Genomic DNA, 22,337 nt, shown 5'->3' with positions numbered 1-22,337 from the left:
AAAGCAGCACCATGGGAAAGAGCATCGTCGGCGTCGACATCGCCGCGTCGTCGATCCGCGCGGTCGAGGTCGGGGACGCCGACCGTGACCGCCCCGTCGTCCTCCGGGTCGCCGAGGTGCCGACACCCGAGGGTGCGGTCAGCCGCGGCGAGGTGCTCGAGCCGAACACGGTGGGGGCCGCGCTGCGGCAGCTCTGGTCGGTCGGCAGGTTCCGGTCGCGCGACGTCGTCCTCGGCATGGGCAACCAGCGGGTCCTCTCGCGTGACCTCACCGTGCCGCACGCTCCGCTCGCGCAGATCCGCGAGAGCCTCCCCTTCCACGTGCAGGACATGCTGCCGGTGCCGGTGGGGGACGCGATCCTCGACTTCTACCCGGTCAGCGAGGGTGTCGACGAGACCGGTCCGGTGATCAAGGGACTCCTGGTCGCGGCGATCAAGGACGCCGTGCTCGCCAACGTGCGCGCCGTGCGGCTCGCGGGTCTCAACCCGGTCGGTGTCGATCTCATCCCGTTCGCGCTCACCCGGGTCCTGAGCCCGACGCAGGCGCAGCACGGCACCATCGCGATCATCCAGGTCGGTGCGGACACCACGAGCGTCGTGCTCGCCACGGACGGCGTGCCGCAGTTCGTGCGGATCATCCCGTCCGGCGGGGACGACATCACCCGGTCGCTCGCCGGTCGACTCGACATCCCCTTCGCCCAGGCCGAGGCGGTGAAGCGGCACTTCGGCATCGGACCGGGGGCCCGCACACCGGACGACGTCCGCGCCGTCGCGGCGGTCTTCGACACGGTGAACGAACTCGTGACGAGCCTCCGCAACACCATCAACTACTACGTCAACACCCGTCCGGACGAGGTCGTCGCCGGGATCGCCCTCGTGGGCGGCGGCGCGCAGCTCATCGGGCTGCGCGAGGCACTCGCCGACACGACACACCTGCCGGTCTCGACCCCCTCCGCATTCCGCGGTGCGGGCTTCGGGCGGGCGGTGCGCGAGGAGGACGTCCTCGCGCACGGCGACTCGGTGGCGGTCGCGTACGGACTCGCGGTGGGGAGCAAGGCAGCATGACCAGCACAGAGGAACGCACGGACGCGACGCAGGGTCGTCGGGGTCGGGCAGGCCGTCGAGCGGCTGCGGACTCGACCGCGGGGCGCACGCCCCGCGTCGACCTCCTGCCCGCGGAGGTCTACGTCGAGCGTCGGCAGCGCGCGGTCACGCGTCGCGCCTGGCTCGGTGTCGTGGTGGCGGCAGCCGCCGTCGTGCTCGCGAGCGGCGGGGCGATGGCGCACCAGATGGCCACGGCGGCGGCGCTGACCGCGGCGCAGGGTGAGACCACGACGCTCCTCGCCCAGCAGCAGCGGTACGCGGAACTGCGTGCGGCAGAACGCGACACCGACCTCCTCGACTCCGCCCGCGCCGTCGGCGGGTCGACGGAGGTCGACTGGGACGGCACGCTCGGCGGCATCCGGGACGTCCTGCCGGCAGACCTCGCGATCAGCGGGATGACCATCGCGTCCGCGACCGTGACGGAGCCGTTCGGGCAGCCGGCGGACGCAGGACCCACGCCGAGGGTCGCCACCCTCACGTTGACCGCCCGGTCGACGACGATCCCGTCCGTCCCGGACTGGACCTCGCGCCTGTCCGGGACCACCGGCTACCTGGACTCGTCGATCTCGTCGATCTCGTACGACGAGGACCGCGGCGAGTACACCTCCGTGATCGAGCTCGAGCTCGATGCGCGGGCCTACGACGGCAAGTACGAGAAGGACGCCGACCGATGACGAAGCACCACCTGTCCCTCGTGATCGCGCTCGTGGTCTGCGCGGTCGTCCTGGCCGGGGGCTGGTTCCTCGGTGTGCAGCCGCAACTCGCGGCGGCGTCGTCGAACCAGGCGCAGCAGAGCACCATCGACGCGACGAACGACAAGAACCGTGCGGAGCTCACGCGGCTCGCCGCGGCGTTCGCCGGACTCGACGCCACGAAGGCCGAACTGGCGCAGCTCCGGGCATCGGTGCCGTCGACGACGGACAGCGAGTCCTTCGTCCGGCAGATCGACGCGAACGCCGCCGCGGCCGGCGTCCAGGTCACGAACGTCACCATCGGGGACGCCACCGCCTACGCCCCCGCCACCGAGCCCACGGCGGAGACGACGGCATCCGCGGCGCCGTCCGCGGCCGCGACCTCGAGCACCGACGAGGACGTGCCCTCGGCGCAGCCGGCGACCGACCCTGCGGTCACCGACGCGAACTTCTCGCTCGTCCCCGTGACGGTGGCGGTGCAGGGGTCGTACGACCAGGCGCTCGCGTTCACGAAGGCGATGCAGTCCGGGTCGCGGCTCTTCCTGGTCTCCGGCATCGCGGCCGCGAGTGAGGAGGAGGACGACGCGCCCCCGATGGAGTCGCAGTCCTGGTCGCTCTCCGGATCGGTCTACGTCTTCACGGACACCTCGTCGACCGCCTCGGCGAACGGCTGACACCCCGTCCGCAGAGCCCCCCGCGAAGTGGGTGCGACACGCCACGCCGCACCCACTTCCGCGACACCCGTCGGTGTGCCTACGATGCTCCCGACGCCGCACTCGCGGCTGCTCACACCCCTCTCGGACGGTCGCCTCAGGACGGCCGTTCCTCGTCGTGCCCGGAGTCGCGCGTGTTGGTCGGAATCGTGGAGTTCCTCGGCTGGTTCGGAGCCGTAACCGTCCTCGCAGGTTACCTGCTGTTCTCACTGGGCAAGATCCCGAACGGGCCGCTCTACCAGTCCCTCAACCTGGTCGGCGGCCTCTCCGTCGCCGTCAACGTCGCTGCGCACCACGCGATCCCGTCGACGATCGTGAACGGCATCTGGGCGGTCATCGCGGTGGTCGTCCTGGTCAGGATGGGCCGCGCACGTCGGGCCGCCCGGAACCAGGCGTCGGCCCTGCCGAGCGCGTCGGCCCTGCCGACGGCGCCGGTCCTGCACAGCGAGCCGCCGACGACGACGGCGGTCCTGCCGGTCGTCGGGCCGGCCCTGCGCGACCACGAGGCGGAGCCGGGGGAGCACGACCGCGGCGAGTCGCGCCTCCAGGACGGCACCGTGACGGCCCCCGTCGCTCCCATGACGGAGTCCGTCCCCGTCATCACGGCGACGATCGCACTCGCGCTCGTCGCGGCCGCGCAGCACCAGGCGACCCAGGGCGGCCCCGCGCAGCACCACGTGGCTCAGGACGACTCGGCGCAGCACCGGGCGACCCAGGCCGGCTCCGCGCAGCACCAGGCGACCCAGGGCAGCCCCGCAGCGCAGGGACCCCAGCACGCGCAGGAGCACGCCGCACGGTGACGTGACGGCGCCGCAACCCGCCACCCAGGGTGCCCGGCAGTAGCATCGAGCCATGTCCCGGTGGCTGATCGCGACGATGACGTCGGTCCTCTTCATCGCGCTCGTCATCGCGGTGACGGGCTTCGAGGCCCTGCTCGCCGACGTCGAGGCGATCCCACAGCCGGACGCGAGTCCCTACCTCGGCCCCACGATGGTGGTCGCGGCGGCCGCGGTCGTGTTCCTCGCCACCGCCGCGGGCATCCGCGAGGGCAACCCGGGCGTCACCGGGCTCGTCGCCGCTGCCGGTACGTACCTCGTCATGCTCGGCACGGGTGCGGTCGGGTACTCGATGACGCGGGGCGACGGTACCGAGCTCCTCGTGTTCCCGGCGGGGTCCGCGTTGAGCCCGTTCGTCGTGGGGTCCGTCGTCGTGGCGCTGCTCTGCGTCGTCGGCGGCGTCTCCGCCGCCCGCTACCAGGCCCGGCAGCGTCCGGCGGGCGCGACCCGCGGCGTGGAAGGCGACCGCCGCTAGGGGGCACCCGCGCGCTCGGCGCCCCCCGGCCGTCGCGCGCCGTGCATGCGTGCGCCCCCCGACCCCGCCCCGACTCCGACTCCGACCCGCGCTCCACAGCGCCGGCCACAGCCCCGGTCCCGCGGCGCCGGTCGGCGGTAGGATCCGGGAGCACGCAACAGGCACGACGGGGGACGCATGACCGACCATGAGCCGGACGGGTGGGCACGTGTCCCGCGCGTCGACACGATCCGCGGTACGCATGAAGCACCGGTCCCGGCGGCCGTCCCCGTTGCACGACGGCCTCGTCGCCGGATGCGCCGCGGCGCACTGGTCGGGATCATCGCCGGCGGTGCCGCCGTGGTGCTGCTGCTCGCGACGGGGGTCGTCGGGTACGCGCTCCAGTCCTCCTCGCACTCGGCCGACCGGCCGGTGCGGGCCTTCCTCGACGACCTGTCCGCCGGTCACGTCGACGACGCGCTGCGCCTGGCAGGTGTGGACCACGACGACGAGGACGTCCTGCTCACCGATGCCGCCTACGCGAAGGCGACCGACCGGGTCACCGGGTACCGCATCGCTGCCACGCGCACCGACGGCGACACCGCGACCGTGCGTGCCTACCTCCGTCAGGGCGGCCGGGACGTCGCCTCCACCTTCACGCTCGACCGCACGGGGACCGACTGGGGGGTCTTCCCGGTGTGGGAGCTCGAGGCCCCCGACCTCGGCCGGGTGCAGGTCTCGGTGCGCGGCCCCGGCGGGACCCCGGTCGAGGTCGCCGGTCAGCGCGTCCGGACGTCCGACGACGGCATCGCGAACCTGACCGCGCTGCCCGGGACGTACGACGTGACCGTCGACGGCGGGAAGTGGTTCACGGCAGAGCGCGCCTCCGCTCGCGTCCCCGGGTTCAGCGGTACCGGTTCGGTGCCGGTGTCCTTGACGACGGAGCTCACCGACGACGGCAAGCAGGCCGCGCAGCAGGCGGTGGACCGCTGGGTGGACGGCTGCATCGCCTCCACCGACCCCGCCCCCGCGGGCTGCAGCTTCTACGCCTACGGCGAGGACCCGGCGTACACCTACACCAACCAGAAGTGGACGCTCGAGCAGCGCCCGGAGGTCGCGGTCGGCGGTTGGCTGTCGCGCGGGTGGACGATCTCGACGACGACGCTCGGCCGCGCCACCTTCACCGCGGACATCTCCGGACCCGACGGCGTCGGCACGGCCACGGCGGGGCCGATGAACGTGAACGCGAGCGGGTACGTGTCGGGCTTCTCCGACGACGGCGCCACCTTCGAGTCCGCCGTCGGGAACGGGTCGTCGGACTCGGGTTCCTGACGCGGACCGGCCCGGACCCGCGGTCGACGGCCGGGAGGCCCGCCCCGCCTCCGCCGCGACTGGTGCGGTCCGGTACGGGGCCGGCCTGGCGCGTCGGCGGGTCGCTCGGAGCGCGACGCGCCCGGATTGATTTCACCGTGTGACGCGGGTAGTCTCTACCGGGTGTGCGCTCTCGGGCGCGCCCGAAATCCCGGGTCACCCTCGTCGTCCTCGACGAGACCGTACCGGGTCATCCATCCCACGACCTCCCCTCCGCCGTCAGGCGGTGATCAGCGTGGGATGAGGAAGCCGACGGAAGGCGTCGGCCAGAACACGAGCGAAGAACCAGGAGAACAGTTGCCTACCATCCAGCAGCTCGTTCGCAAGGGTCGTACGCCCAAGGTCGTCAAGACCAAGGCGCCGGCACTGAAGGCGAACCCCCAGCAGCGTGGTGTCTGCACCCGCGTCTACACCACCACCCCCAAGAAGCCGAACTCGGCCCTGCGCAAGGTCGCTCGTGTCAAGCTCTCGAACGGCACCGAGGTCACGGCCTACATCCCCGGTGAGGGCCACAACCTGCAGGAGCACTCGATGGTGCTCGTCCGCGGCGGTCGTGTGAAGGACCTCCCCGGTGTGCGCTACAAGATCATCCGCGGTGCCCTGGACACCCAGGCCGTCAAGAACCGTAAGCAGGCCCGCAGCCGCTACGGCGCGAAGAAGGGTTGAGTTAGATGCCTCGTAAGGGTCCCGCCCCGAAGCGTCCCGTCGTCGCCGACCCGGTGTACGGCGCGCCGATCGTCTCGCAGCTCGTCAACAAGATCCTCCTGGACGGCAAGAAGGGCCTCGCCGAGCGCATCGTCTACGATGCACTCGAGGGCGTCACCGCCAAGAACCAGCAGGACGCCGTCGCGACGCTGAAGAAGGCGCTCGACAACGTCCGTCCGACCCTCGAGGTCCGCAGCCGCCGCGTCGGTGGCTCGACCTACCAGGTCCCGGTCGAGGTCAAGCCGCACCGCGCGAACACCCTCGCGCTCCGCTGGCTCACCTCGTACGCCAAGGCCCGTCGCGAGAAGACGATGACCGAGCGTCTCATGAACGAGATCCTCGACGCGTCGAACGGTCTCGGTGCCGCGGTCAAGCGCCGTGAGGACACGCACAAGATGGCCGAGTCGAACAAGGCCTTCGCCCACTACCGCTGGTAAGTCCGGCGCTGGTAGTCCCGGCTCCGGGTGGGTGCCGGCGGTCATGAACCGTCGGCGCCCGCCCGGACGCCAACCTCTCCTACAACTCTTCCGGAGGAACCTGTGGCACAGGACGTGCTCACCGACCTGAACAAGGTCCGCAACATCGGCATCATGGCGCACATCGATGCCGGCAAGACCACGACGACCGAGCGCATCCTGTTCTACACGGGCATCACGCACAAGATCGGTGAGGTCCACGACGGCGCCGCGACGATGGACTGGATGGCGCAGGAGCAGGAGCGCGGCATCACGATCACGTCGGCCGCGACGACCTGCTTCTGGGACAACAACCAGATCAACATCATCGACACCCCCGGTCACGTGGACTTCACGGTCGAGGTGGAGCGCTCGCTCCGCGTCCTCGACGGTGCCGTCGCCGTCTTCGACGGCAAGGAGGGCGTCGAGCCCCAGTCCGAGACCGTGTGGCGTCAGGCGGACAAGTACGACGTCCCGCGCATCTGCTTCGTCAACAAGATGGACAAGCTCGGCGCTGACTTCTACTTCACCGTCGACACGATCATCAACCGCCTCGGTGCGGAGCCGCTCGTGCTCCAGCTCCCGATCGGTGCCGAGAACGACTTCGTCGGCGTCATCGACCTCATCGAGATGCACGCCAAGGTCTGGCCCGGCGACGCCAAGGGTGACGTGACCATGGGCGCCCAGTACGAGGTCCAGGAGATCCCGGCTGACCTCCAGGACCGCGCCGAGGAGTACCGCGCGAAGCTGATCGAGCGTGTCGCCGAGACCGACGACGCCCTGCTCGAGAAGTTCTTCGGTGGCGAGGAGCTCACCAAGGACGAGATCAAGGGCGCGATCCGCAAGCTCACGATCGCCTCCGAGGTCTACCCCGTCCTCTGCGGCTCGGCCTTCAAGAACCGCGGCGTCCAGCCGATGCTCGACGCGGTCATCGACTACCTCCCGTCCCCGCTCGACGTGCCGCCGATGATCGGCCACGACGTCAAGGACGAGGAGAAGGAGATCATCCGCAAGCCCGACGCCACCGAGCCGTTCTCGGCCCTGGCGTTCAAGGTCGCGGTGCACCCCTTCTTCGGTCGTCTGACCTACGTCCGCGTGTACTCCGGCTCGATCGAGTCCGGTGCCCAGGTCATCAACTCGACCAAGGGCAAGAAGGAGCGCATCGGCAAGATCTTCCAGATGCACTCCAACAAGGAGAACCCGGTCGACAACGTCACCGCCGGTCACATCTACGCGGTCATCGGCCTCAAGGACACCACCACCGGTGACACCCTGTGCGACCCGTCGGACCAGGTCGTCCTCGAGTCGATGACGTTCCCGGAGCCGGTGATCGAGGTCGCCATCGAGCCGAACACGAAGGCTGACCAGGAGAAGCTCTCCACGGCCATCCAGAAGCTCGCGGAAGAGGACCCGACGTTCCGCGTCGAGCTCAACGCCGAGACCGGTCAGACGACGATCAAGGGCATGGGCGAGCTCCACCTCGACATCCTCGTCGACCGCATGAAGCGCGAGTTCAAGGTCGAGGCGTCCGTCGGCAAGCCGCAGGTGGCCTACCGCGAGACCCTGACCAAGGTCGTCGAGCGCTACGACTACACGCACAAGAAGCAGACCGGTGGTTCCGGCCAGTTCGCGAAGGTGCAGATCGCCCTCGAGCCGATGGAAGTCACGGCCGAGAAGGTCTACGAGTTCGAGAACGCCGTCACCGGTGGTCGCGTCCCGCGTGAGTACATCCCGTCGGTCGACGCCGGTATCCAGGACGCCATGCAGGTCGGCATCCTCGCCGGGTACCCGACCGTCGGCGTGAAGGCCATCCTCAAGGACGGCGCGGCGCACGACGTCGACTCGTCCGAGATGGCGTTCAAGATCGCCGGTTCCATCGCCTACAAGGAGGCCGCCCGCAAGGCCGGCCCCGCCATCCTCGAGCCGATCATGGCCGTCGAGGTGCGTACTCCCGAGGAGTACATGGGCGACGTCATCGGTGACCTGAACTCCCGTCGTGGCCAGATCGCCTCGATGGAGGACGCCTCGGGCGTCAAGGTGGTCCGCGCGAGCGTGCCGCTGTCCGAGATGTTCGGCTACGTCGGGGACCTCCGGTCCAAGACCTCTGGTCGTGCGGTCTACTCGATGACCTTCGAGACCTACAGCCAGGTCCCGGCCAAGGTCGCCGAGGAGATCATCGCGAAGAACAGCGGAGAGTAACGCTCCGGCGTTCTCTCCACAGGCGAGGGTGCCCGGCGACGGGCCCCTCGTCACCAAGTACAGTTAGACACACACCCTGCTCGCCAACGGTCGTCAGACCGGGGGCGTGCTCTCCGAGTCCTGAGGAGGACCCACAGTGGCCAAGGCCAAGTTCGAGCGGACCAAGCCGCACGTCAACATCGGAACCATCGGTCACGTCGACCACGGCAAGACCACGCTCACGGCGGCGATCACCAAGGTTCTGCACGACCAGTACCCGGACCTCAACGAGGCCCGTGACTTCGCTCAGATCGACAGCGCTCCCGAGGAGCGCGACCGCGGCATCACGATCAACATCTCCCACGTCGAGTACCAGACCGACAAGCGCCACTACGCGCACGTCGACGCTCCGGGTCACGCCGACTACGTGAAGAACATGATCACCGGTGCGGCGCAGATGGACGGCGCGATCCTCGTGGTCGCCGCCACCGACGGCCCGATGCCCCAGACGCGTGAGCACGTGCTGCTCGCCCGCCAGGTCGGCGTCCCCTACATCGTCGTCGCGCTGAACAAGTCCGACATGGTGGACGACGAGGAGATCCTGGAGCTCGTCGAGCTCGAGGTCCGTGAGCTCCTCGGCTCGCAGGAGTTCGACGAGGACGCCCCCGTCGTGCAGGTCTCGGCGCTCAAGGCGCTCGAGGGCGACGAGAAGTGGGTCAAGTCCGTCCAGGACCTGATGTCCGCCGTCGACGAGAACGTCCCGGACCCGGTGCGCGCCACCGACCAGCCGTTCCTCATGCCGATCGAGGACGTCTTCACGATCACCGGTCGTGGCACCGTCGTCACCGGTCGTGTCGAGCGTGGCACGCTGGACCTCAACTCCGAGGTCGAGATCGTCGGCATCCGCGCGACGCAGAAGACCACGGTCACGGGCATCGAGATGTTCCGCAAGCTGCTGGACAAGGCTGAGGCGGGCGACAACACCGGTCTCCTCATCCGTGGCCTCAAGCGCGAGGACGTCGAGCGCGGCCAGGTCGTCGTGAAGCCGGGTTCGGTCACGCCGCACACCGAGTTCAAGGCGAACGCGTACATCCTGACCAAGGAAGAGGGCGGTCGTCACAACCCGTTCTACGCGAACTACCGTCCGCAGTTCTACTTCCGCACCACGGACGTCACCGGCGTCATCACGCTGCCCGAGGGCACCGAGATGGTCATGCCCGGCGACACCGTCGCCATGTCGGTCGAGCTGATCCAGCCGATCGCGATGGAGGCCGGCCTCCGCTTCGCCATCCGTGAGGGTGGCCGCACGGTCGGCGCCGGTACGGTCGAGGAGATCGTCAAGTAACTCCCGGTTCTCCGGAAGACACTGCGCCAGCGGGGTCGGGCCTTCGGGTCCGGCCCCGCTTCGTCGTTCCCGGCGGACCTCTGGGCTCCTCCGGGAGCGTTCCCGGTGACGGGTCCCAGGCGCTGACGGGCAACATCGTCGGAGTGACCCGTCTCCGCCGCTCCGCGACCAACGGTCGTGGCTACCACCGTGTCCGCAGCGGTAAGGGCTTCTCGTACCGCGACCCGGACGGGAAGACCGTCACGGACGAGGTCGTCCGGCAGCGCCTCGAGGACCTCGTGATCCCGCCGGCCTGGGACGACGTGTGGATCTCGCCGTACGAGAACGGGCACATCCTCGCGACCGGCAAGGACGGCGTCGGCCGCCGCCAGTACATGTACCACCCCGGCTGGCGCGAGCGGATGGACCGCATCAAGTACGACCGCGCGCTGGCCCTGGCGGAGTCGCTGCCGTCCGCACGACGGATGGTCACGCAGGACCTGCGACGGCCCGAGCCCGACCGCCGACGTGCCCTCGCCGCGGCCTTCCGGATGCTCGACCAGGGCTCGCTCCGGGTCGGGTCCGAGCGGTACGCCACCGAGCACGGCAGCCGCGGGCTGTCGACGCTGCTCTGTGCGCACGCGCACGTGTCGGGCGACGACATCGAGCTCGACTTCCCGGGCAAGAGCGGCCAGGAGTGGTCCTCGACCATCCACGACCACGACCTCGCGCGGGTCATCGCCGGGATGAAGCGGCGTGGCCCGAACGCCCGCCTGCTGTCGTTCCGCGACGGACGGGGTGCGGAGTGGGAGCCCCTCGCCGCCGAGGACATCAACGAGTACGTGAAGGAGCGCGCCGGCGACGAGTTCACGGCGAAGGACTTCCGCACCCTGCACGGCACGGTGGCCGCCGCCGTGGACCTCGCGCGCACCGGCCCCCAACCCAGCGAGGCGAAGCGCAAGAAGGCCGTCTCGCACGCCGTGAAGGCAGCGAGCGAGGAGCTGGGCAACACGCCGACCGTGTGCCGGCAGAGCTACATCGACCCGCGGCTGCTCGACGCGTACCAGCACGGCGAGACCATCGACCCCGAGCGCCTGCACGCAGCCGAGTCCGAGGTGCGTGCCCTGCTCTACCGACAGTGACGGAAGGGGGCGGATCATGACGTACGGTTGGACACCGTGCCCGACCTCCCCCACCCGGGCACGGAAGGACCCCTCCCAGTCGTGACCGACGAGTGCATCCACGGTTTCCCCACCGAGCTCTGCGACATCTGCTCCCCCCGACAGGCCGAGGTGCCTGCCGTCCCCACCACGCCGACGCCCCGTCGGACTCGCATCACCACCGACCTCCGCTCCACTCCGGCGCCCGCGCGCGGCTCGTCGTCGCTCCGGTCTCCCGCGGCTCCCGAGCTGCCGGAGCCCCGCGTCTTCGCGTCGCTCCGCGCGCACCACGCCACCCACGTCGACAACCTGTCGTCGATCGTCGCCGAGGGTGCGATCCTCGCTGCCGACGCGGCCGCCCCGGTCGTCGACGTCAGCTCGGCCGAGACGCGGGCCGCCCGCGCCGAGGCGAGTGCTCCCGACGGCGGACCCGTCTCCGGGCACGTGCCCTTCACCCTCTCGCCCGACGCCACCCGCTGGGACGAGCTCCGTCACGGTGCCGAGGGCACCCGGTGGTCGGACGCCGCCCGCCGCACCCGCGCGACCGAGTACGTCGTGCTCGTCGTGCCGGTGTCCGCGTTCGGCGCGTCGGTGATCGTGGCCGACCAGGACGCCGACGCCGACGACGTGCGGTTCGCCGTCGGTCCCGAGGCCGCGACGAACCTGATCCGCCGGACCGACTTCACCGACCCGGACATGCACGGGCTCGAGCTGCTCGCCGGTCCCCGGGTGCCGTTCTCGTCCGTCGCCGTGATCGGTGTGCCGAACGACCGCGTCCGACAGCAGGTCAAGTCGCTGCTCGCGCAGCACCGGGTCACCGGGCCCCGCGTCGCGGTCTTCCCGCCCTGGTTCGTCCCGCCCGTGCCCGAGGAGTTCTGACCGGGTCGGACGACCCCCCCCACCATCGTGCCCGCTCGGCCTCGCCGAGCGGGCACGATCGGTTCCACAGGACTGGAGGGGCTGCCCGGTCCTCCACCGCGCCGTGCCGAGCGGGCCGCTTCCGTCGCGCTCGGCACCTCGACCCGACCGATCCCGCCCACTCGGCGCGCACCGCGCGGCGTGTCCTGCCCGCTCGCGGAGCGACGGGGCCGCACCGGCGCCCGCCGGAGCAGCGCCGGCGTGACCGATCCGGCCGCCGGAAGCGCTGCCGCGAGCACACCGGGCACCTCGGGAACGCGCCCGACGCGCCCGGGGTGCGCCGTGCCTCCAGGCCGACCGGAACCCCGCCGTTCCGGGGGAGCGAGCCGCTCCGCGCCCCACGGAATCCGACGACACGCCCGGGTTGCACGCACGGACGTGCTGTGCGAGACTTGTCCGGTTCCGAATTCCGCGGGCGTTCGCGCGCGCAGGATCACTGCTCTGGCAGTGCACAACCCCTCCGTCCAGCGGAGCTGGGTTGGGCCGCAGGCAGCAGAACACGATCGAGTCCCTCGTGAGCGCCTGGCCACTGCTGTGTCCAGGTGTGGGGGAAGCGACATGCCCACGCTGGACGGCCACGGTCGCCCTGCGCGGTTGACAGGAGAACAGCGGTCATCCCCCGAGGATGCGGCCGGTTGGTTCAGGAAAACAGCCAAGCCCTGCAGGAATGCACGGTGACGGCGGCGTCAGGCGGCCCGAGGGTGCGCGGCGCAGAGAGGACAGAGAGACACATGGCGGGACAGAAGATCCGCATCCGGCTCAAGTCGTACGACCACGAGGTCATCGACACGTCGGCCCGGAAGATCGTCGACACGGTGACCCGTGCCGGTGCGACCGTGGTCGGCCCGGTGCCGCTCCCCACCGAGAAGAACGTGGTCACCGTGATCCGTTCGCCCCACAAGTACAAGGACTCGCGCGAGCACTTCGAGAAGCGCACGCACAAGCGGGTCATCGACATCGTCGACCCGACGCCGAAGGCCGTCGACTCGCTCATGCGACTCGACCTCCCGGCTGACGTCAACATCGAGATCAAGCTGTAAGGGGGACCGACCAATGGCGAACTCAACCAAGACCGTCAAGGGCCTCCTCGGCAAGAAGCTCGGGATGACCCAGGTGTGGGACGAGAACAACAAGTTCATCCCCGTCACCGTGATCGAGGTCGGCCCGAACGTGGTCACCCAGATCCGCAACGTCGAGCGCGACGGCTACGAGGCGATCCAGATCGCCGCCGGTGCCATCGACCCGCGCAAGGTGAACAAGCCGGCCGCCGGCCACTTCGAGGCTGCCGGTGTGACCCCGCGTCGCACCCTCACCGAGATCCGCACCAACGACTCCGCCGAGTACACGCTCGGCCAGGAGCTCACCGTCGACACCTTCGAGGCCGGCCAGAAGGTCGACGTCGTCGGGACGTCGAAGGGCAAGGGCTTCGCCGGTGTCATGAAGCGCCACGGCTTCGCCGGTGTGTCCGCTTCGCACGGTGCCCACCGCAACCACCGCAAGCCCGGTTCGATCGGTGCTTCGTCGACCCCGTCACGTGTCTTCAAGGGCATGCGCATGGCCGGCCGCATGGGTGGCGAGCGCGTGACCGTCCTCAACCTCACGGTGCACGCCGTCGACGCCGAGAAGGGTCTGCTGCTCGTCAAGGGCGCCGTCCCCGGTGCGCGCGGTCGCTCCGTCTTCGTCCGCACCGCCGTGAAGGGTAAGTGATCATGGCCACCGAGACCGCAACCACGATCGACGTCCTCGACGCGACCGGAGCCGTCGCCGGCAGCATCGAGCTGCCCGCCGCGCTCTTCGACGTCGAGACCAACGTCCCGCTGATCCACCAGGTCGTCACTGCGCAGCTCGCCGCCGCGCGTCAGGGCACCCACAAGACCAAGAACCGCGGCGAGGTCCGCGGTGCTGGTCGCAAGCCGTTCAAGCAGAAGGGCACCGGCCGCTCCCGTCAGGGTTCGGTCCGCGCTCCGGAGCACACCGGCGGTGGCGTCGTCCACGGACCGACCCCGCGCGACTACTCGCAGCGCACCCCGAAGAAGATGATCGCCGCAGCCCTGCTCGGCTCGCTCTCGGACCGCGCCCGCGGTGGCCGCATCTCCGCTGTCGAGTCCTTCGTCGCGGCCGAGGTGCCGTCGACCAAGACCGCTCGCACGCTCATCGAGAAGGTCGCGCCCGTCAAGAACGTGCTCGTCGTGCTCGAGTCGGACGACGAGCTCACGCTCAAGTCGATCCGCAACCTGCCGGGTGTCCACGCACTCTCGTACGGCCAGCTCAACGCCTACGACGTGCTCAAGTCGGATGCCCTCGTCTTCAGCAAGAGCGCACTCGACGCCTTCATCGCGTCGAAGACCGCGAAGGAGATCTCCGCATGAGCGGCTTCAACAAGGACCCGCGCGACATCATCATCTCGCCGGTCGTCTCGGAGAAGAGCTACGGCCTGATCGACCAGGGCAAGTACACGTTCATCGTGGACCCCCGTTCGAACAAGACCGAGATCAAGCTCGCCATCGAGAAGATCTTCGACGTCAAGGTCGCGAGCATCAACACGCTGAACCGTCCGGGCAAGACCCGTCGCACGAAGTTCGGCCTGGGCAAGCGCAAGGACACCAAGCGCGCCATCGTGACGCTCAAGTCCGGTTCGATCGACATCTTCACGGCTGTCGGCTGAGGACCAGAGGGATAAATCATGGCTATTCGTAACTACAAGCCGACGACCCCCGGTCGTCGCGGCTCGTCGGTCGCCGACTTCGCTGAGATCACCCGTTCGACGCCGGAGAAGTCGCTGCTTCGTCCGCTGCCGAAGACCGGTGGCCGCAACAGCTCGGGCCGCATCACCACCCGCCACATCGGTGGTGGCCACAAGCGCCAGTACCGCGTGATCGACTTCCGTCGTCACGACAAGGACGGCGTGGACGCCAAGGTCGCACACATCGAGTACGACCCGAACCGCACCGCGCGCATCGCGCTCCTGCACTACGTCGACGGCACGAAGCGTTACATCATCGCGCCGAACAAGCTCAAGCAGGGCGACGTCATCGAGCAGGGCCCCGGCGCCGACATCAAGCCCGGCAACAACCTGCCGCTGCGCAACATCCCCGTGGGTACGGTCATCCACGCGATCGAGCTCCGCCCCGGTGGCGGCGCGAAGATGGCGCGTTCGGCCGGTGCCTCGGTCCGTCTCGTCGCCAAGGACGGCCCCTACGCGCAGCTCCGCCTGCCGTCGGGCGAGGTCCGCAACGTCGACGCCCGCTGCCGCGCCACGATCGGCGAGGTCGGCAACGCCGAGCAGTCCAACATCAACTGGGGCAAGGCCGGCCGCATGCGCTGGAAGGGCGTCCGCCCGACCGTGCGTGGTGTCGCGATGAACCCGGTCGACCACCCGCACGGTGGTGGTGAGGGCAAGACGTCCGGTGGTCGTCACCCGGTCAGCCCCTGGGGCCAGGCCGAGGGTCGTACGCGCAAGCCGAACAAGCCGAGCGACAAGCTCATCGTCCGTCGCCGTAACGCCGGCAAGAAGCGCAAGTAGGAGTTCAGAAGATGCCACGCAGTCTGAAGAAGGGCCCCTTCGTCGACGAGCACCTGCTCCGCAAGGTCGTCACGCAGAACGAGGCCAACACCAAGAACGTGATCCGTACCTGGTCGCGTCGCTCGATGATCGTCCCGAACATGCTCGGACACACGATCGCCGTGCACGACGGCCGCAAGCACATCCCGGTGTTCGTCACCGAGTCGATGGTCGGTCACAAGCTCGGCGAGTTCGCGCCGACCCGCACCTTCCGTGGTCACGTGAAGGACGACAAGAAGGGCCGTCGCCGCTAACGCGGCGACGCAGAGGAGGAACGAAATGGTGGAGTCGATCGCACGCGTGCGACACATCCGCGTCACGCCTCAGAAGGCCCGTCGCGTCATCGAGCTGATCCGCGGCAAGCAGGCCCACGAGGCCCTCGCCATCCTGAAGTTCGCCCCCCAGGGCGCTTCGGAGCCCGTGTACAAGCTGGTCGCCTCGGCGATCGCGAACGCACGTGTCAAGGCGGACTCGACGAACAGCTTCCTCGACGAGCGCGACCTCTACGTGAGCCGCGTCTTCGTCGACGAGGGCACGACCCTGAAGCGGTTCCAGCCGCGTGCCCAGGGCCGCGCCTTCCGCATCAACAAGCGCACCAGCCACATCACGGTCGTCCTCGCGACGCCGGACGAGGCCGAGGCTGCCGCGACGAGCAAGAAGGCGAGCAAGTAATGGGCCAGAAGGTCAACCCGTACGGCTTCCGTCTCGGGATCACGACGGACCACGTCTCGCACTGGTTCACCGACAGCACGAAGGCCGGTCAGCGCTACGCCGACTACGTGGCCGAGGACATCAAGGTGCGCGAGTACCTGAAGAAGACCCTCGACCGCGCCGGTGTCGCCCGCATCGAGCTCGAGCGCACCCGTGACCGCGTCCGCGTGGACATCCACACCGCGCGTCCGGGCATCGTCATCGGTCGCCGTGGCGCCGAGGCGGAGCGCGTCCGTGGCGAGCTCGAGAAGCTCACCAAGAAGCAGATCCAGCTCAACATCCTCGAGGTCAAGAACCCCGAGACCGAGGCCCAGCTCGTCGCGCAGGGCATCGCCGAGCAGCTCTCCGCTCGTGTCGCGTTCCGTCGCGCCATGCGCAAGGGCCTGCAGGGTGCACAGCGCGCCGGCGCCAAGGGTGTCCGCATCCAGGTGTCGGGCCGTCTCGGCGGCGCCGAGATGTCCCGCTCGGAGTTCTACCGCGAGGGCCGCGTGCCCCTGCACACGCTCCGCGCGAACATCGACTACGGCTTCTACGAGGCCCGGACCACGTTCGGCCGCATCGGCGTGAAGGTCTGGATCTACAAGGGCGACATCACGAACAAGGAGCTCGCTCGCGAGCAGGCGAACCAGCGTTCGTCGCGCCCCGAGCGTCGTGGCGGCCCGCGTGGCGAGCGCGGCGACCGTGGGGACCGCCGTGGCGGCGACCGCGGCGGCCGTCAGCAGCAGGCTCCGCAGGACGCGCCGGCCGGCGCAGGAGTTGAGGCGTAACCATGCTTATCCCCCGTCGAGTCAAGCACCGCAAGCAGCACCACCCGAAGCGTTCGGGCCAGGCGACGGGCGGCACCAAGGTGTCGTTCGGCGACTTCGGCATCCAGGCGCTCACGCCCGCCTACGTGACCAACCGTCAGATCGAGTCCGCTCGTATCGCCATGACGCGTCACATCAAGCGTGGCGGCAAGGTCTGGATCAACATCTACCCGGACCGCCCGCTCACCAAGAAGCCGGCTGAGACCCGCATGGGTTCCGGTAAGGGCTCGCCCGAGTGGTGGGTCGCCAACGTCAAGCCGGGTCGTGTGCTCTTCGAGCTCTCCGGCGTCAGCGAGGACATCGCCCGTGAGGCGCTGACCCGTGCAATCCACAAGCTGCCCCTCAAGGCACGCATCATCAAGCGCGAGGAGGGCGACGCATAATGGCGATCGGTTCCAAGGAGCTCCGTCCGACGGAGCTCGACACCTTCGAGAACGAGCGTCTCGCTGACGAGCTGAAGAAGGCCAAGGAGGAACTCTTCAACCTCCGCTTCCAGTCGGCCACCGGCCAGCTGGAGAGCCACGGTCGTCTCCGCGCCGTCAAGCGCGACATCGCACGCATCTACACGGTCCTCCGTGAGCGCGAGCTCGGCATCCGTGCCACCCCCGCGCCCGTCGAGACCGCCACCAAGGCCAAGAAGACGAAGAAGGCTGACAAGCCCGCCGAGTCGACCGAGGCCGCTACCGCCGAGGAGAACTGATGGCGAACGAAGAGAACAACTCCGCCGCCTCGACCCGCGGCTACCGCAAGACGCGTCGCGGCTACGTGACGAGCGACAAGATGGACAAGACCATCGTGGTCGAGGTCGAGGACCGCGTGAAGCACGCGCTCTACGGCAAGATCATCCGTCGCACGTCCAAGGTGAAGGCGCACGACGAGCTCGGCACCGCCGGTGTCGGCGACCTCGTCGTGATCAGCGAGACCCGTCCCCTCAGCGCCTCCAAGCGCTGGCGCCTGGTCGAGATCCTCGAGAAGGCCAAGTAGGCCCCGGCCTGCTTCGGAATAGGAGACAGCAGTGATTCAGCAGGAATCCCGCCTGAAGGTCGCCGACAACACGGGTGCCAAGGAGATCTTGACCATCCGCGTGCTCGGTGGCTCGGGTCGTCGCTACGCCGGCCTCGGTGACGTCATCGTCGCCACGGTGAAGGACGCCATCCCCGGCGGCAACGTGAAGAAGGGTGACGTCGTCAAGGCGGTCATCGTTCGCACCAAGAAGGAGACCCGTCGTCAGGACGGCTCCTACATCAAGTTCGACGAGAACGCGGCAGTGATCCTCAAGGCTGACGGCGACCCGCGCGGTACGCGCATCTTCGGGCCGGTCGGTCGTGAGCTCCGTGACAAGAAGTTCATGAAGATCATCTCGCTCGCGCCGGAGGTGCTGTAAGCCATGGCGAACATCAAGAAGGGTGACCTCGTCCAGGTCATCACGGGAGCCAAGCAGGAGCGTGGCGGCGACCGTGGCAAGCAGGGCAAGGTCATCGAGGTCCTCAAGGACAAGAACCGTGTCGTCGTCGAGGGCGTGAACTTCGTCACGAAGCACGTCCGCGTCGGCCAGACGCAGCGCGGGTCGAAGACCGGTGGCGTCGAGCAGCACGAGGCTCCGATCCACGTGTCGAACGTCGCCATCGTCGACCCGAAGACCAAGAAGCCGACCCGCGTCGGCTTCCGCATCGAAGAGGTGGAGAAGGACGGCGTCAAGAAGACCGTCCGCGTCCGCTACGCCAAGAAGTCGGGTGAGAAGCTCTGATGACCGACACGACTGCCGCGCCGGAGACCAAGGTCGAGCCGCGCCTCAAGCAGAAGTACAAGAACGAGATCAAGGCTGCCCTCACCGAGCAGTTCGGGTACGCGAACGTCAACCAGGTCCCCGGCCTGGTCAAGGTCGTCGTGAACACCGGTGTCGGTGAAGCAGCTCGTGACTCGAAGGTCATCGAGGGGGCCGTCAAGGACCTCACGGCGATCACGGGTCAGAAGCCGGTCGTGACGAAGGCCCGCAAGTCCATCGCACAGTTCAAGCTGCGTGAGGGCCAGGCCATCGGCGCGCACGTCACCCTCCGTGGTGACCGCGCGTGGGAGTTCATCGACCGCCTCGTCACCCTCGCACTGCCCCGCATCCGCGACTTCCGCGGGCTCAGCGACAAGCAGTTCGACGGCAACGGCAACTACACGTTCGGTCTCACGGAGCAGTCGATGTTCCACGAGATCGACCAGGACCGCATCGACCGCGTGCGTGGCTTCGACATCACCGTCGTGACCACCGCGAAGACGGACGACGAGGGCCGCGCGCTGCTCCGCCAGCTCGGCTTCCCGTTCCGTTCGGCCGACCAGACGGTCTAAGCTAGTCCGGGCGCTGCGGGCCGGAGGATTCACGTCCTCCGGCCCGCACGCACGAACACCGGCCGACGGCGACAGCCGCCGGCCCCCAGGTCTCCGGGATCCGCTCGGAGACCACCCGATCGCTCAGGTCGGCATTCGTGGAACGGGTGTCGAAACCAGGCGAAGAATGGACGACCATCATGACGATGACCGATCCGGTCGCAGACATGCTGACCAGATTGCGGAACGCGAACTCGGCGCACCACGACGCCGTCTCGCTCCCCAGCTCCAAGCTGAAGAAGAACATCGCCGAGATCCTCAAGCGCGAGGGCTACATCAGCGAGTGGAAGATCGAGGACGCCCGCGTCGGGCAGACCCTCACGATCGACCTGAAGTACGGCCCCGAGCGCGAGCGTTCGATCGCCGGCATCAAGCGCGTCTCGAAGCCCGGTCTCCGGGTCTACGCGAAGTCGACGGAGCTCCCCCAGGTCCTCGGTGGCCTCGGCGTGGCGATCCTCTCGACCTCGTCGGGACTGCTCACCGACCGTGAAGCCGAGCAGAAGGGCGTGGGTGGGGAAGTCCTCGCCTACGTGTGGTGATCGACAATGTCTCGAATCGGACGTCTTCCCATTGACATCCCCGCGGGTGTGACCGTCGCCATCGACGGCCAGACCGTCGCGGTCAAGGGCCCGAAGGGCGAGCTCGCGCTCACCGTCGCAGAGCCCATCCAGGCCAAGGTCGAGGAGAACCAGGTCCTCGTCACCCGTCCGGACGACGAGCGCAGCTCGCGTGCGCTGCACGGCCTGACCCGCACCCTCATCGCGAACAACATCGTCGGCGTGACCCAGGGCTACTCCAAGGGCCTCGAGGTCGTCGGTACCGGTTACCGCGTCGCGGCGAAGGGCAGCAACGTCGAGTTCGCGCTCGGCTACTCCCACCCCATCACGGTCGAGCCGCCGGCGGGCATCAGCTTCGCCGTCGAGGGCAACAACAAGCTCACCGTGTCGGGCATCGACAAGCAGGCCGTCGGCGAGGTGGCTGCCAACATCCGCAAGCTGCGCAAGCCCGAGCCCTACAAGGGCAAGGGTGTCCGCTACGCGGGCGAGATCGTGCGCCGCAAGGCCGGAAAGTCAGGTAAGTGATCATGGCTCTCGGTATCCGAGGAAAGAGCAAGTCGGCCGCCAAGGCGCGCCGTCACAACCGTCTCCGCAAGAAGATCACCGGCACCGAGGCGCGTCCGCGTCTCGCCGTCACCCGTTCGTCGCGTCACGTGTTCGTCCAGGTCATCGACGACGCGAAGGGCCACACCCTGGCCAGCGCGTCGACGATGGAGGCCGACCTCCGTTCGTTCGACGGCGACAAGACGGCCAAGGCCCGTCGCATCGGCGAGCTCGTCGCCGAGCGTGCGAAGGCCGCTGGCGTCGAGGCCGTGGTCTTCGACCGCGGTGGGAGCAAGTACGCCGGTCGCGTCGCCGCGATCGCCGATGGTGCCCGTGAAGGAGGGCTGAACCTGTGAGCGACATCGCGAACAACAACGAAGCGGCCGAGACCGAGACCGCTGCTGCGACGGAGACCGTCGCCAAGGCCGCGGCCGGCAAGGAAGCGGAAGCCCCTGCCGTCGCCGAGCGTCCGGTCGAGACCGCCGCGGGCTCCGCGTCGAACAACCGTGACAACGCCGACCAGCGCGGCCGTCGTGGTGGCGGGCGTGACCGTCAGCAGGGTCGTGACCGCAACAACCGCGGTGGCGACAGCCAGTTCCTCGAGCGCGTGGTGACCATCAACCGCGTGTCGAAGGTCGTCAAGGGTGGTCGTCGCTTCAGCTTCACGGCGCTCGTCGTCGTGGGTGACGGCAACGGCCTCGTCGGTGTCGGCTACGGCAAGGCGAAGGAAGTCCCCACCGCGATCTCGAAGGGCGTCGAGGAGGCGAAGAAGAACTTCTTCCGCGTCCCGCGCGTCGGCAACACCATCCCGCACCCGGTGCAGGGTGAGGCCGCTGCCGGTGTCGTGCTCCTGCGTCCGGCCGCTGCCGGTACCGGTGTCATCGCCGGTGGTCCGGTCCGCGCCGTGCTCGAGTGCGCCGGCATCCACGACGTCCTGAGCAAGTCGCTCGGCTCGTCGAACACCATCAACATCGTGCACGCGACCGTCGAGGCGCTGCAGCAGCTCGAGGAGCCCCGCGCGGTCGCGAGCCGTCGTGGCCTCGACGTCGACCGGGTCGTCCCGGCCCGTCTGCTCCACGCCGAGGCTGCGGCGCTGCGTGCCGCGACCGAGAAGGCAGGTGCGTGATGGCGATGCTGAAGATCACGCAGACGAAGTCCGTTATCAGCGAGAAGCAGTACCAGCGCGACACCCTGCGCAGCCTGGGCCTCAAGCGCATCGGCCGTACGGTCCTGCGTGAGGACAACGCCCAGAACCGCGGGTACATCGCGACGGTGGCGCACCTCGTGAAGGTCGAGGAGGTCGACGCATGAGCGACGAGAAGAACGAGCGGGTCCAGGTGCTGAAGCTGCACCACCTCCGTCCGGCTGCCGGTTCCAAGAAGGACCGCACCCGTGTCGGCCGTGGTGAGGGCTCGAAGGGCAAGACCGCCGGCCGTGGTACCAAGGGCCAGAAGGCTCGTTACCAGGTCAAGGTCGGCTTCGAGGGTGGGCAGATGCCGCTGCACATGCGCACCCCGAAGCTCCGCGGGTTCAAGAACCCGTTCCGCGTCGAGTACCAGGTCGTGAACCTGGACAAGATCGCGGAGCTCTACCCCAACGGTGGCGACGTCACCGTCGCGGACCTGGTCGCCAAGGGCGCCGTCCGCAAGAACGAGAAGGTCAAGGTTCTCGGTCAGGGTGACATCAGCGTGAAGCTCACGGTCTCGGTCGACAAGGTCTCGGCGTCCGCCGCCGAGAAGATCGTGGCTGCTGGCGGAACCGTCTCCCAGTAACCCCCGTCGGCGGCCCGTGCGTTTGCGCACGGGCCGCCGTTACGGTTTCCTTGACAGTGGCTGACGTCCGTCGGCCAGGTCGGCGCTGCCGATCGACACCG

32 protein-coding genes are annotated in these 22,337 nt (G+C 68.9%); all 32 read left to right on the top strand.

The window, feature by feature from the left end; genetic code table 11:
• Positions 1-11: 11 nt before the first annotated feature.
• The 32 genes from pilM (at position 12) to rplO (ending at position 22,236) form a co-directional block, all read left to right on the top strand.
• Positions 12-1,064 (top strand): type IV pilus assembly protein PilM, encoded by a 1,053-nt coding sequence (pilM, locus tag ACIQFY_RS10830; protein WP_066657057.1) that lies wholly within the window; start codon positions 12-14, stop codon positions 1,062-1,064.
• Complete coding sequence (locus ACIQFY_RS10825; protein WP_271826701.1) at positions 1,061-1,777, top strand: hypothetical protein; 717 nt, start codon at positions 1,061-1,063, stop codon at positions 1,775-1,777. Before pilM ends, ACIQFY_RS10825 begins: the two co-directional genes overlap by 4 nt.
• Complete coding sequence (locus ACIQFY_RS10820; RefSeq protein WP_066657051.1) at positions 1,774-2,469, top strand: hypothetical protein; 696 nt, start codon at positions 1,774-1,776, stop codon at positions 2,467-2,469. The genes ACIQFY_RS10825 and ACIQFY_RS10820 overlap by 4 nt, the downstream gene beginning before the upstream one ends.
• 173 nt (positions 2,470-2,642) lie before the next feature.
• The gene (locus ACIQFY_RS10815) at positions 2,643-3,308 is read left to right on the top strand and encodes a hypothetical protein (RefSeq protein WP_400339983.1); all 666 of its coding nucleotides are present in this window, start codon (positions 2,643-2,645) and stop codon (positions 3,306-3,308) included.
• Between the two features lie 52 nt (positions 3,309-3,360).
• The gene (locus tag ACIQFY_RS10810; protein WP_326495845.1) at positions 3,361-3,819 is read left to right on the top strand and encodes a DUF6121 family protein; all 459 of its coding nucleotides are present in this window, start codon (positions 3,361-3,363) and stop codon (positions 3,817-3,819) included.
• 177 nt (positions 3,820-3,996) lie between these two features.
• Positions 3,997-5,130 (top strand): hypothetical protein, encoded by a 1,134-nt coding sequence (locus ACIQFY_RS10805; RefSeq protein ID WP_400339981.1) that lies wholly within the window; start codon positions 3,997-3,999, stop codon positions 5,128-5,130.
• Positions 5,131-5,466: 336 nt separating this feature from the next.
• Complete coding sequence (gene rpsL / locus ACIQFY_RS10800; protein ID WP_058728453.1) at positions 5,467-5,835, top strand: 30S ribosomal protein S12; 369 nt, start codon at positions 5,467-5,469, stop codon at positions 5,833-5,835.
• Positions 5,836-5,840: 5 nt separating this feature from the next.
• Positions 5,841-6,311, top strand: a complete 471-nt coding sequence (gene rpsG / locus ACIQFY_RS10795; RefSeq protein ID WP_058742332.1) for a 30S ribosomal protein S7 — start codon at positions 5,841-5,843, stop codon at positions 6,309-6,311.
• A 102-nt stretch (positions 6,312-6,413) separates the two neighbouring features.
• Positions 6,414-8,528 (top strand): elongation factor G, encoded by a 2,115-nt coding sequence (gene fusA / locus ACIQFY_RS10790; protein WP_066657042.1) that lies wholly within the window; start codon positions 6,414-6,416, stop codon positions 8,526-8,528.
• A gap of 136 nt (positions 8,529-8,664) precedes the next feature.
• Positions 8,665-9,852, top strand: coding sequence for an elongation factor Tu (tuf, locus tag ACIQFY_RS10785; RefSeq protein ID WP_326495843.1), 1,188 nt, complete (start codon positions 8,665-8,667; stop codon positions 9,850-9,852).
• Positions 9,853-9,995: 143 nt separating this feature from the next.
• Positions 9,996-10,973 carry a DNA topoisomerase IB gene (locus tag ACIQFY_RS10780; protein WP_326495842.1) on the top strand — a complete coding sequence of 326 codons (978 nt, stop codon included), beginning with the start codon at positions 9,996-9,998 and terminating at the stop codon, positions 10,971-10,973.
• Positions 10,974-11,009: 36 nt separating this feature from the next.
• Positions 11,010-11,870, top strand: coding sequence for a DarT ssDNA thymidine ADP-ribosyltransferase family protein (locus ACIQFY_RS10775; RefSeq protein WP_209684903.1), 861 nt, complete (start codon positions 11,010-11,012; stop codon positions 11,868-11,870).
• A 770-nt stretch (positions 11,871-12,640) separates the two neighbouring features.
• Positions 12,641-12,949: a 30S ribosomal protein S10 gene (rpsJ, locus tag ACIQFY_RS10770; RefSeq protein WP_022903286.1), complete on the top strand. Its 309-nt coding sequence runs from the start codon at positions 12,641-12,643 to the stop codon at positions 12,947-12,949.
• A 13-nt stretch (positions 12,950-12,962) separates the two neighbouring features.
• The gene (gene rplC, locus ACIQFY_RS10765) at positions 12,963-13,616 is read left to right on the top strand and encodes a 50S ribosomal protein L3 (RefSeq protein ID WP_022903285.1); all 654 of its coding nucleotides are present in this window, start codon (positions 12,963-12,965) and stop codon (positions 13,614-13,616) included.
• A gap of 2 nt (positions 13,617-13,618) precedes the next feature.
• On the top strand, positions 13,619-14,278 hold the full coding sequence (rplD, locus tag ACIQFY_RS10760; protein WP_066657033.1) for a 50S ribosomal protein L4: 660 nt from the start codon (positions 13,619-13,621) through the stop codon (positions 14,276-14,278).
• Entirely contained in the window at positions 14,275-14,574 is a 300-nt protein-coding gene (rplW, locus tag ACIQFY_RS10755; protein ID WP_058742338.1) for a 50S ribosomal protein L23, read from the top strand. Before rplD ends, rplW begins: the two co-directional genes overlap by 4 nt.
• Positions 14,575-14,592: 18 nt before the next feature.
• On the top strand, positions 14,593-15,432 hold the full coding sequence (gene rplB, locus ACIQFY_RS10750; protein ID WP_058728264.1) for a 50S ribosomal protein L2: 840 nt from the start codon (positions 14,593-14,595) through the stop codon (positions 15,430-15,432).
• 11 nt (positions 15,433-15,443) lie between these two features.
• Positions 15,444-15,725, top strand: a complete 282-nt coding sequence (rpsS, locus tag ACIQFY_RS10745; RefSeq protein ID WP_017885529.1) for a 30S ribosomal protein S19 — start codon at positions 15,444-15,446, stop codon at positions 15,723-15,725.
• Positions 15,726-15,750: 25 nt separating this feature from the next.
• On the top strand, positions 15,751-16,143 hold the full coding sequence (gene rplV, locus ACIQFY_RS10740) for a 50S ribosomal protein L22 (RefSeq protein WP_056121420.1): 393 nt from the start codon (positions 15,751-15,753) through the stop codon (positions 16,141-16,143).
• Positions 16,143-16,949 (top strand): 30S ribosomal protein S3, encoded by an 807-nt coding sequence (rpsC, locus tag ACIQFY_RS10735; RefSeq protein WP_066657031.1) that lies wholly within the window; start codon positions 16,143-16,145, stop codon positions 16,947-16,949. The genes rplV and rpsC overlap by 1 nt, the downstream gene beginning before the upstream one ends.
• A gap of 2 nt (positions 16,950-16,951) precedes the next feature.
• Complete coding sequence (gene rplP, locus ACIQFY_RS10730; RefSeq protein WP_066657030.1) at positions 16,952-17,371, top strand: 50S ribosomal protein L16; 420 nt, start codon at positions 16,952-16,954, stop codon at positions 17,369-17,371.
• Entirely contained in the window at positions 17,371-17,688 is a 318-nt protein-coding gene (rpmC, locus tag ACIQFY_RS10725) for a 50S ribosomal protein L29 (RefSeq protein WP_058728265.1), read from the top strand. The genes rplP and rpmC overlap by 1 nt, the downstream gene beginning before the upstream one ends.
• Positions 17,688-17,972: a 30S ribosomal protein S17 gene (rpsQ, locus tag ACIQFY_RS10720; RefSeq protein WP_066657023.1), complete on the top strand. Its 285-nt coding sequence runs from the start codon at positions 17,688-17,690 to the stop codon at positions 17,970-17,972. The genes rpmC and rpsQ overlap by 1 nt, the downstream gene beginning before the upstream one ends.
• A 31-nt stretch (positions 17,973-18,003) precedes the next feature.
• Complete coding sequence (gene rplN, locus ACIQFY_RS10715) at positions 18,004-18,372, top strand: 50S ribosomal protein L14 (protein WP_017885523.1); 369 nt, start codon at positions 18,004-18,006, stop codon at positions 18,370-18,372.
• 3 nt (positions 18,373-18,375) lie between these two features.
• A complete protein-coding gene (gene rplX, locus ACIQFY_RS10710; RefSeq protein ID WP_066657021.1) occupies positions 18,376-18,735 on the top strand; it encodes a 50S ribosomal protein L24 in 360 nt (119 codons plus the stop codon).
• Positions 18,735-19,325, top strand: a complete 591-nt coding sequence (gene rplE / locus ACIQFY_RS10705; protein ID WP_066657018.1) for a 50S ribosomal protein L5 — start codon at positions 18,735-18,737, stop codon at positions 19,323-19,325. Before rplX ends, rplE begins: the two co-directional genes overlap by 1 nt.
• A gap of 179 nt (positions 19,326-19,504) precedes the next feature.
• On the top strand, positions 19,505-19,903 hold the full coding sequence (gene rpsH, locus ACIQFY_RS10700; protein ID WP_065960021.1) for a 30S ribosomal protein S8: 399 nt from the start codon (positions 19,505-19,507) through the stop codon (positions 19,901-19,903).
• Positions 19,904-19,909: 6 nt separating this feature from the next.
• Positions 19,910-20,446, top strand: a complete 537-nt coding sequence (rplF, locus tag ACIQFY_RS10695) for a 50S ribosomal protein L6 (RefSeq protein ID WP_066657016.1) — start codon at positions 19,910-19,912, stop codon at positions 20,444-20,446.
• Positions 20,447-20,448: 2 nt separating this feature from the next.
• Complete coding sequence (gene rplR / locus ACIQFY_RS10690; protein WP_066657014.1) at positions 20,449-20,820, top strand: 50S ribosomal protein L18; 372 nt, start codon at positions 20,449-20,451, stop codon at positions 20,818-20,820.
• On the top strand, positions 20,817-21,590 hold the full coding sequence (gene rpsE / locus ACIQFY_RS10685; RefSeq protein ID WP_081985128.1) for a 30S ribosomal protein S5: 774 nt from the start codon (positions 20,817-20,819) through the stop codon (positions 21,588-21,590). The genes rplR and rpsE overlap by 4 nt, the downstream gene beginning before the upstream one ends.
• On the top strand, positions 21,590-21,775 hold the full coding sequence (gene rpmD / locus ACIQFY_RS10680; RefSeq protein ID WP_031273241.1) for a 50S ribosomal protein L30: 186 nt from the start codon (positions 21,590-21,592) through the stop codon (positions 21,773-21,775). The genes rpsE and rpmD overlap by 1 nt, the downstream gene beginning before the upstream one ends.
• Complete coding sequence (gene rplO / locus ACIQFY_RS10675) at positions 21,772-22,236, top strand: 50S ribosomal protein L15 (RefSeq protein WP_066657012.1); 465 nt, start codon at positions 21,772-21,774, stop codon at positions 22,234-22,236. Before rpmD ends, rplO begins: the two co-directional genes overlap by 4 nt.
• Positions 22,237-22,337 lie beyond the last annotated feature (101 nt).

The sequence above is a fragment of the Curtobacterium sp. NPDC092190 genome (assembly GCF_044755625.1).
In the GTDB taxonomy this organism is placed as follows: domain Bacteria; phylum Actinomycetota; class Actinomycetes; order Actinomycetales; family Microbacteriaceae; genus Curtobacterium.
Note: the sequence above shows the minus strand (reverse complement) of the source record. Positions and strands in the feature narration are given on the sequence as shown.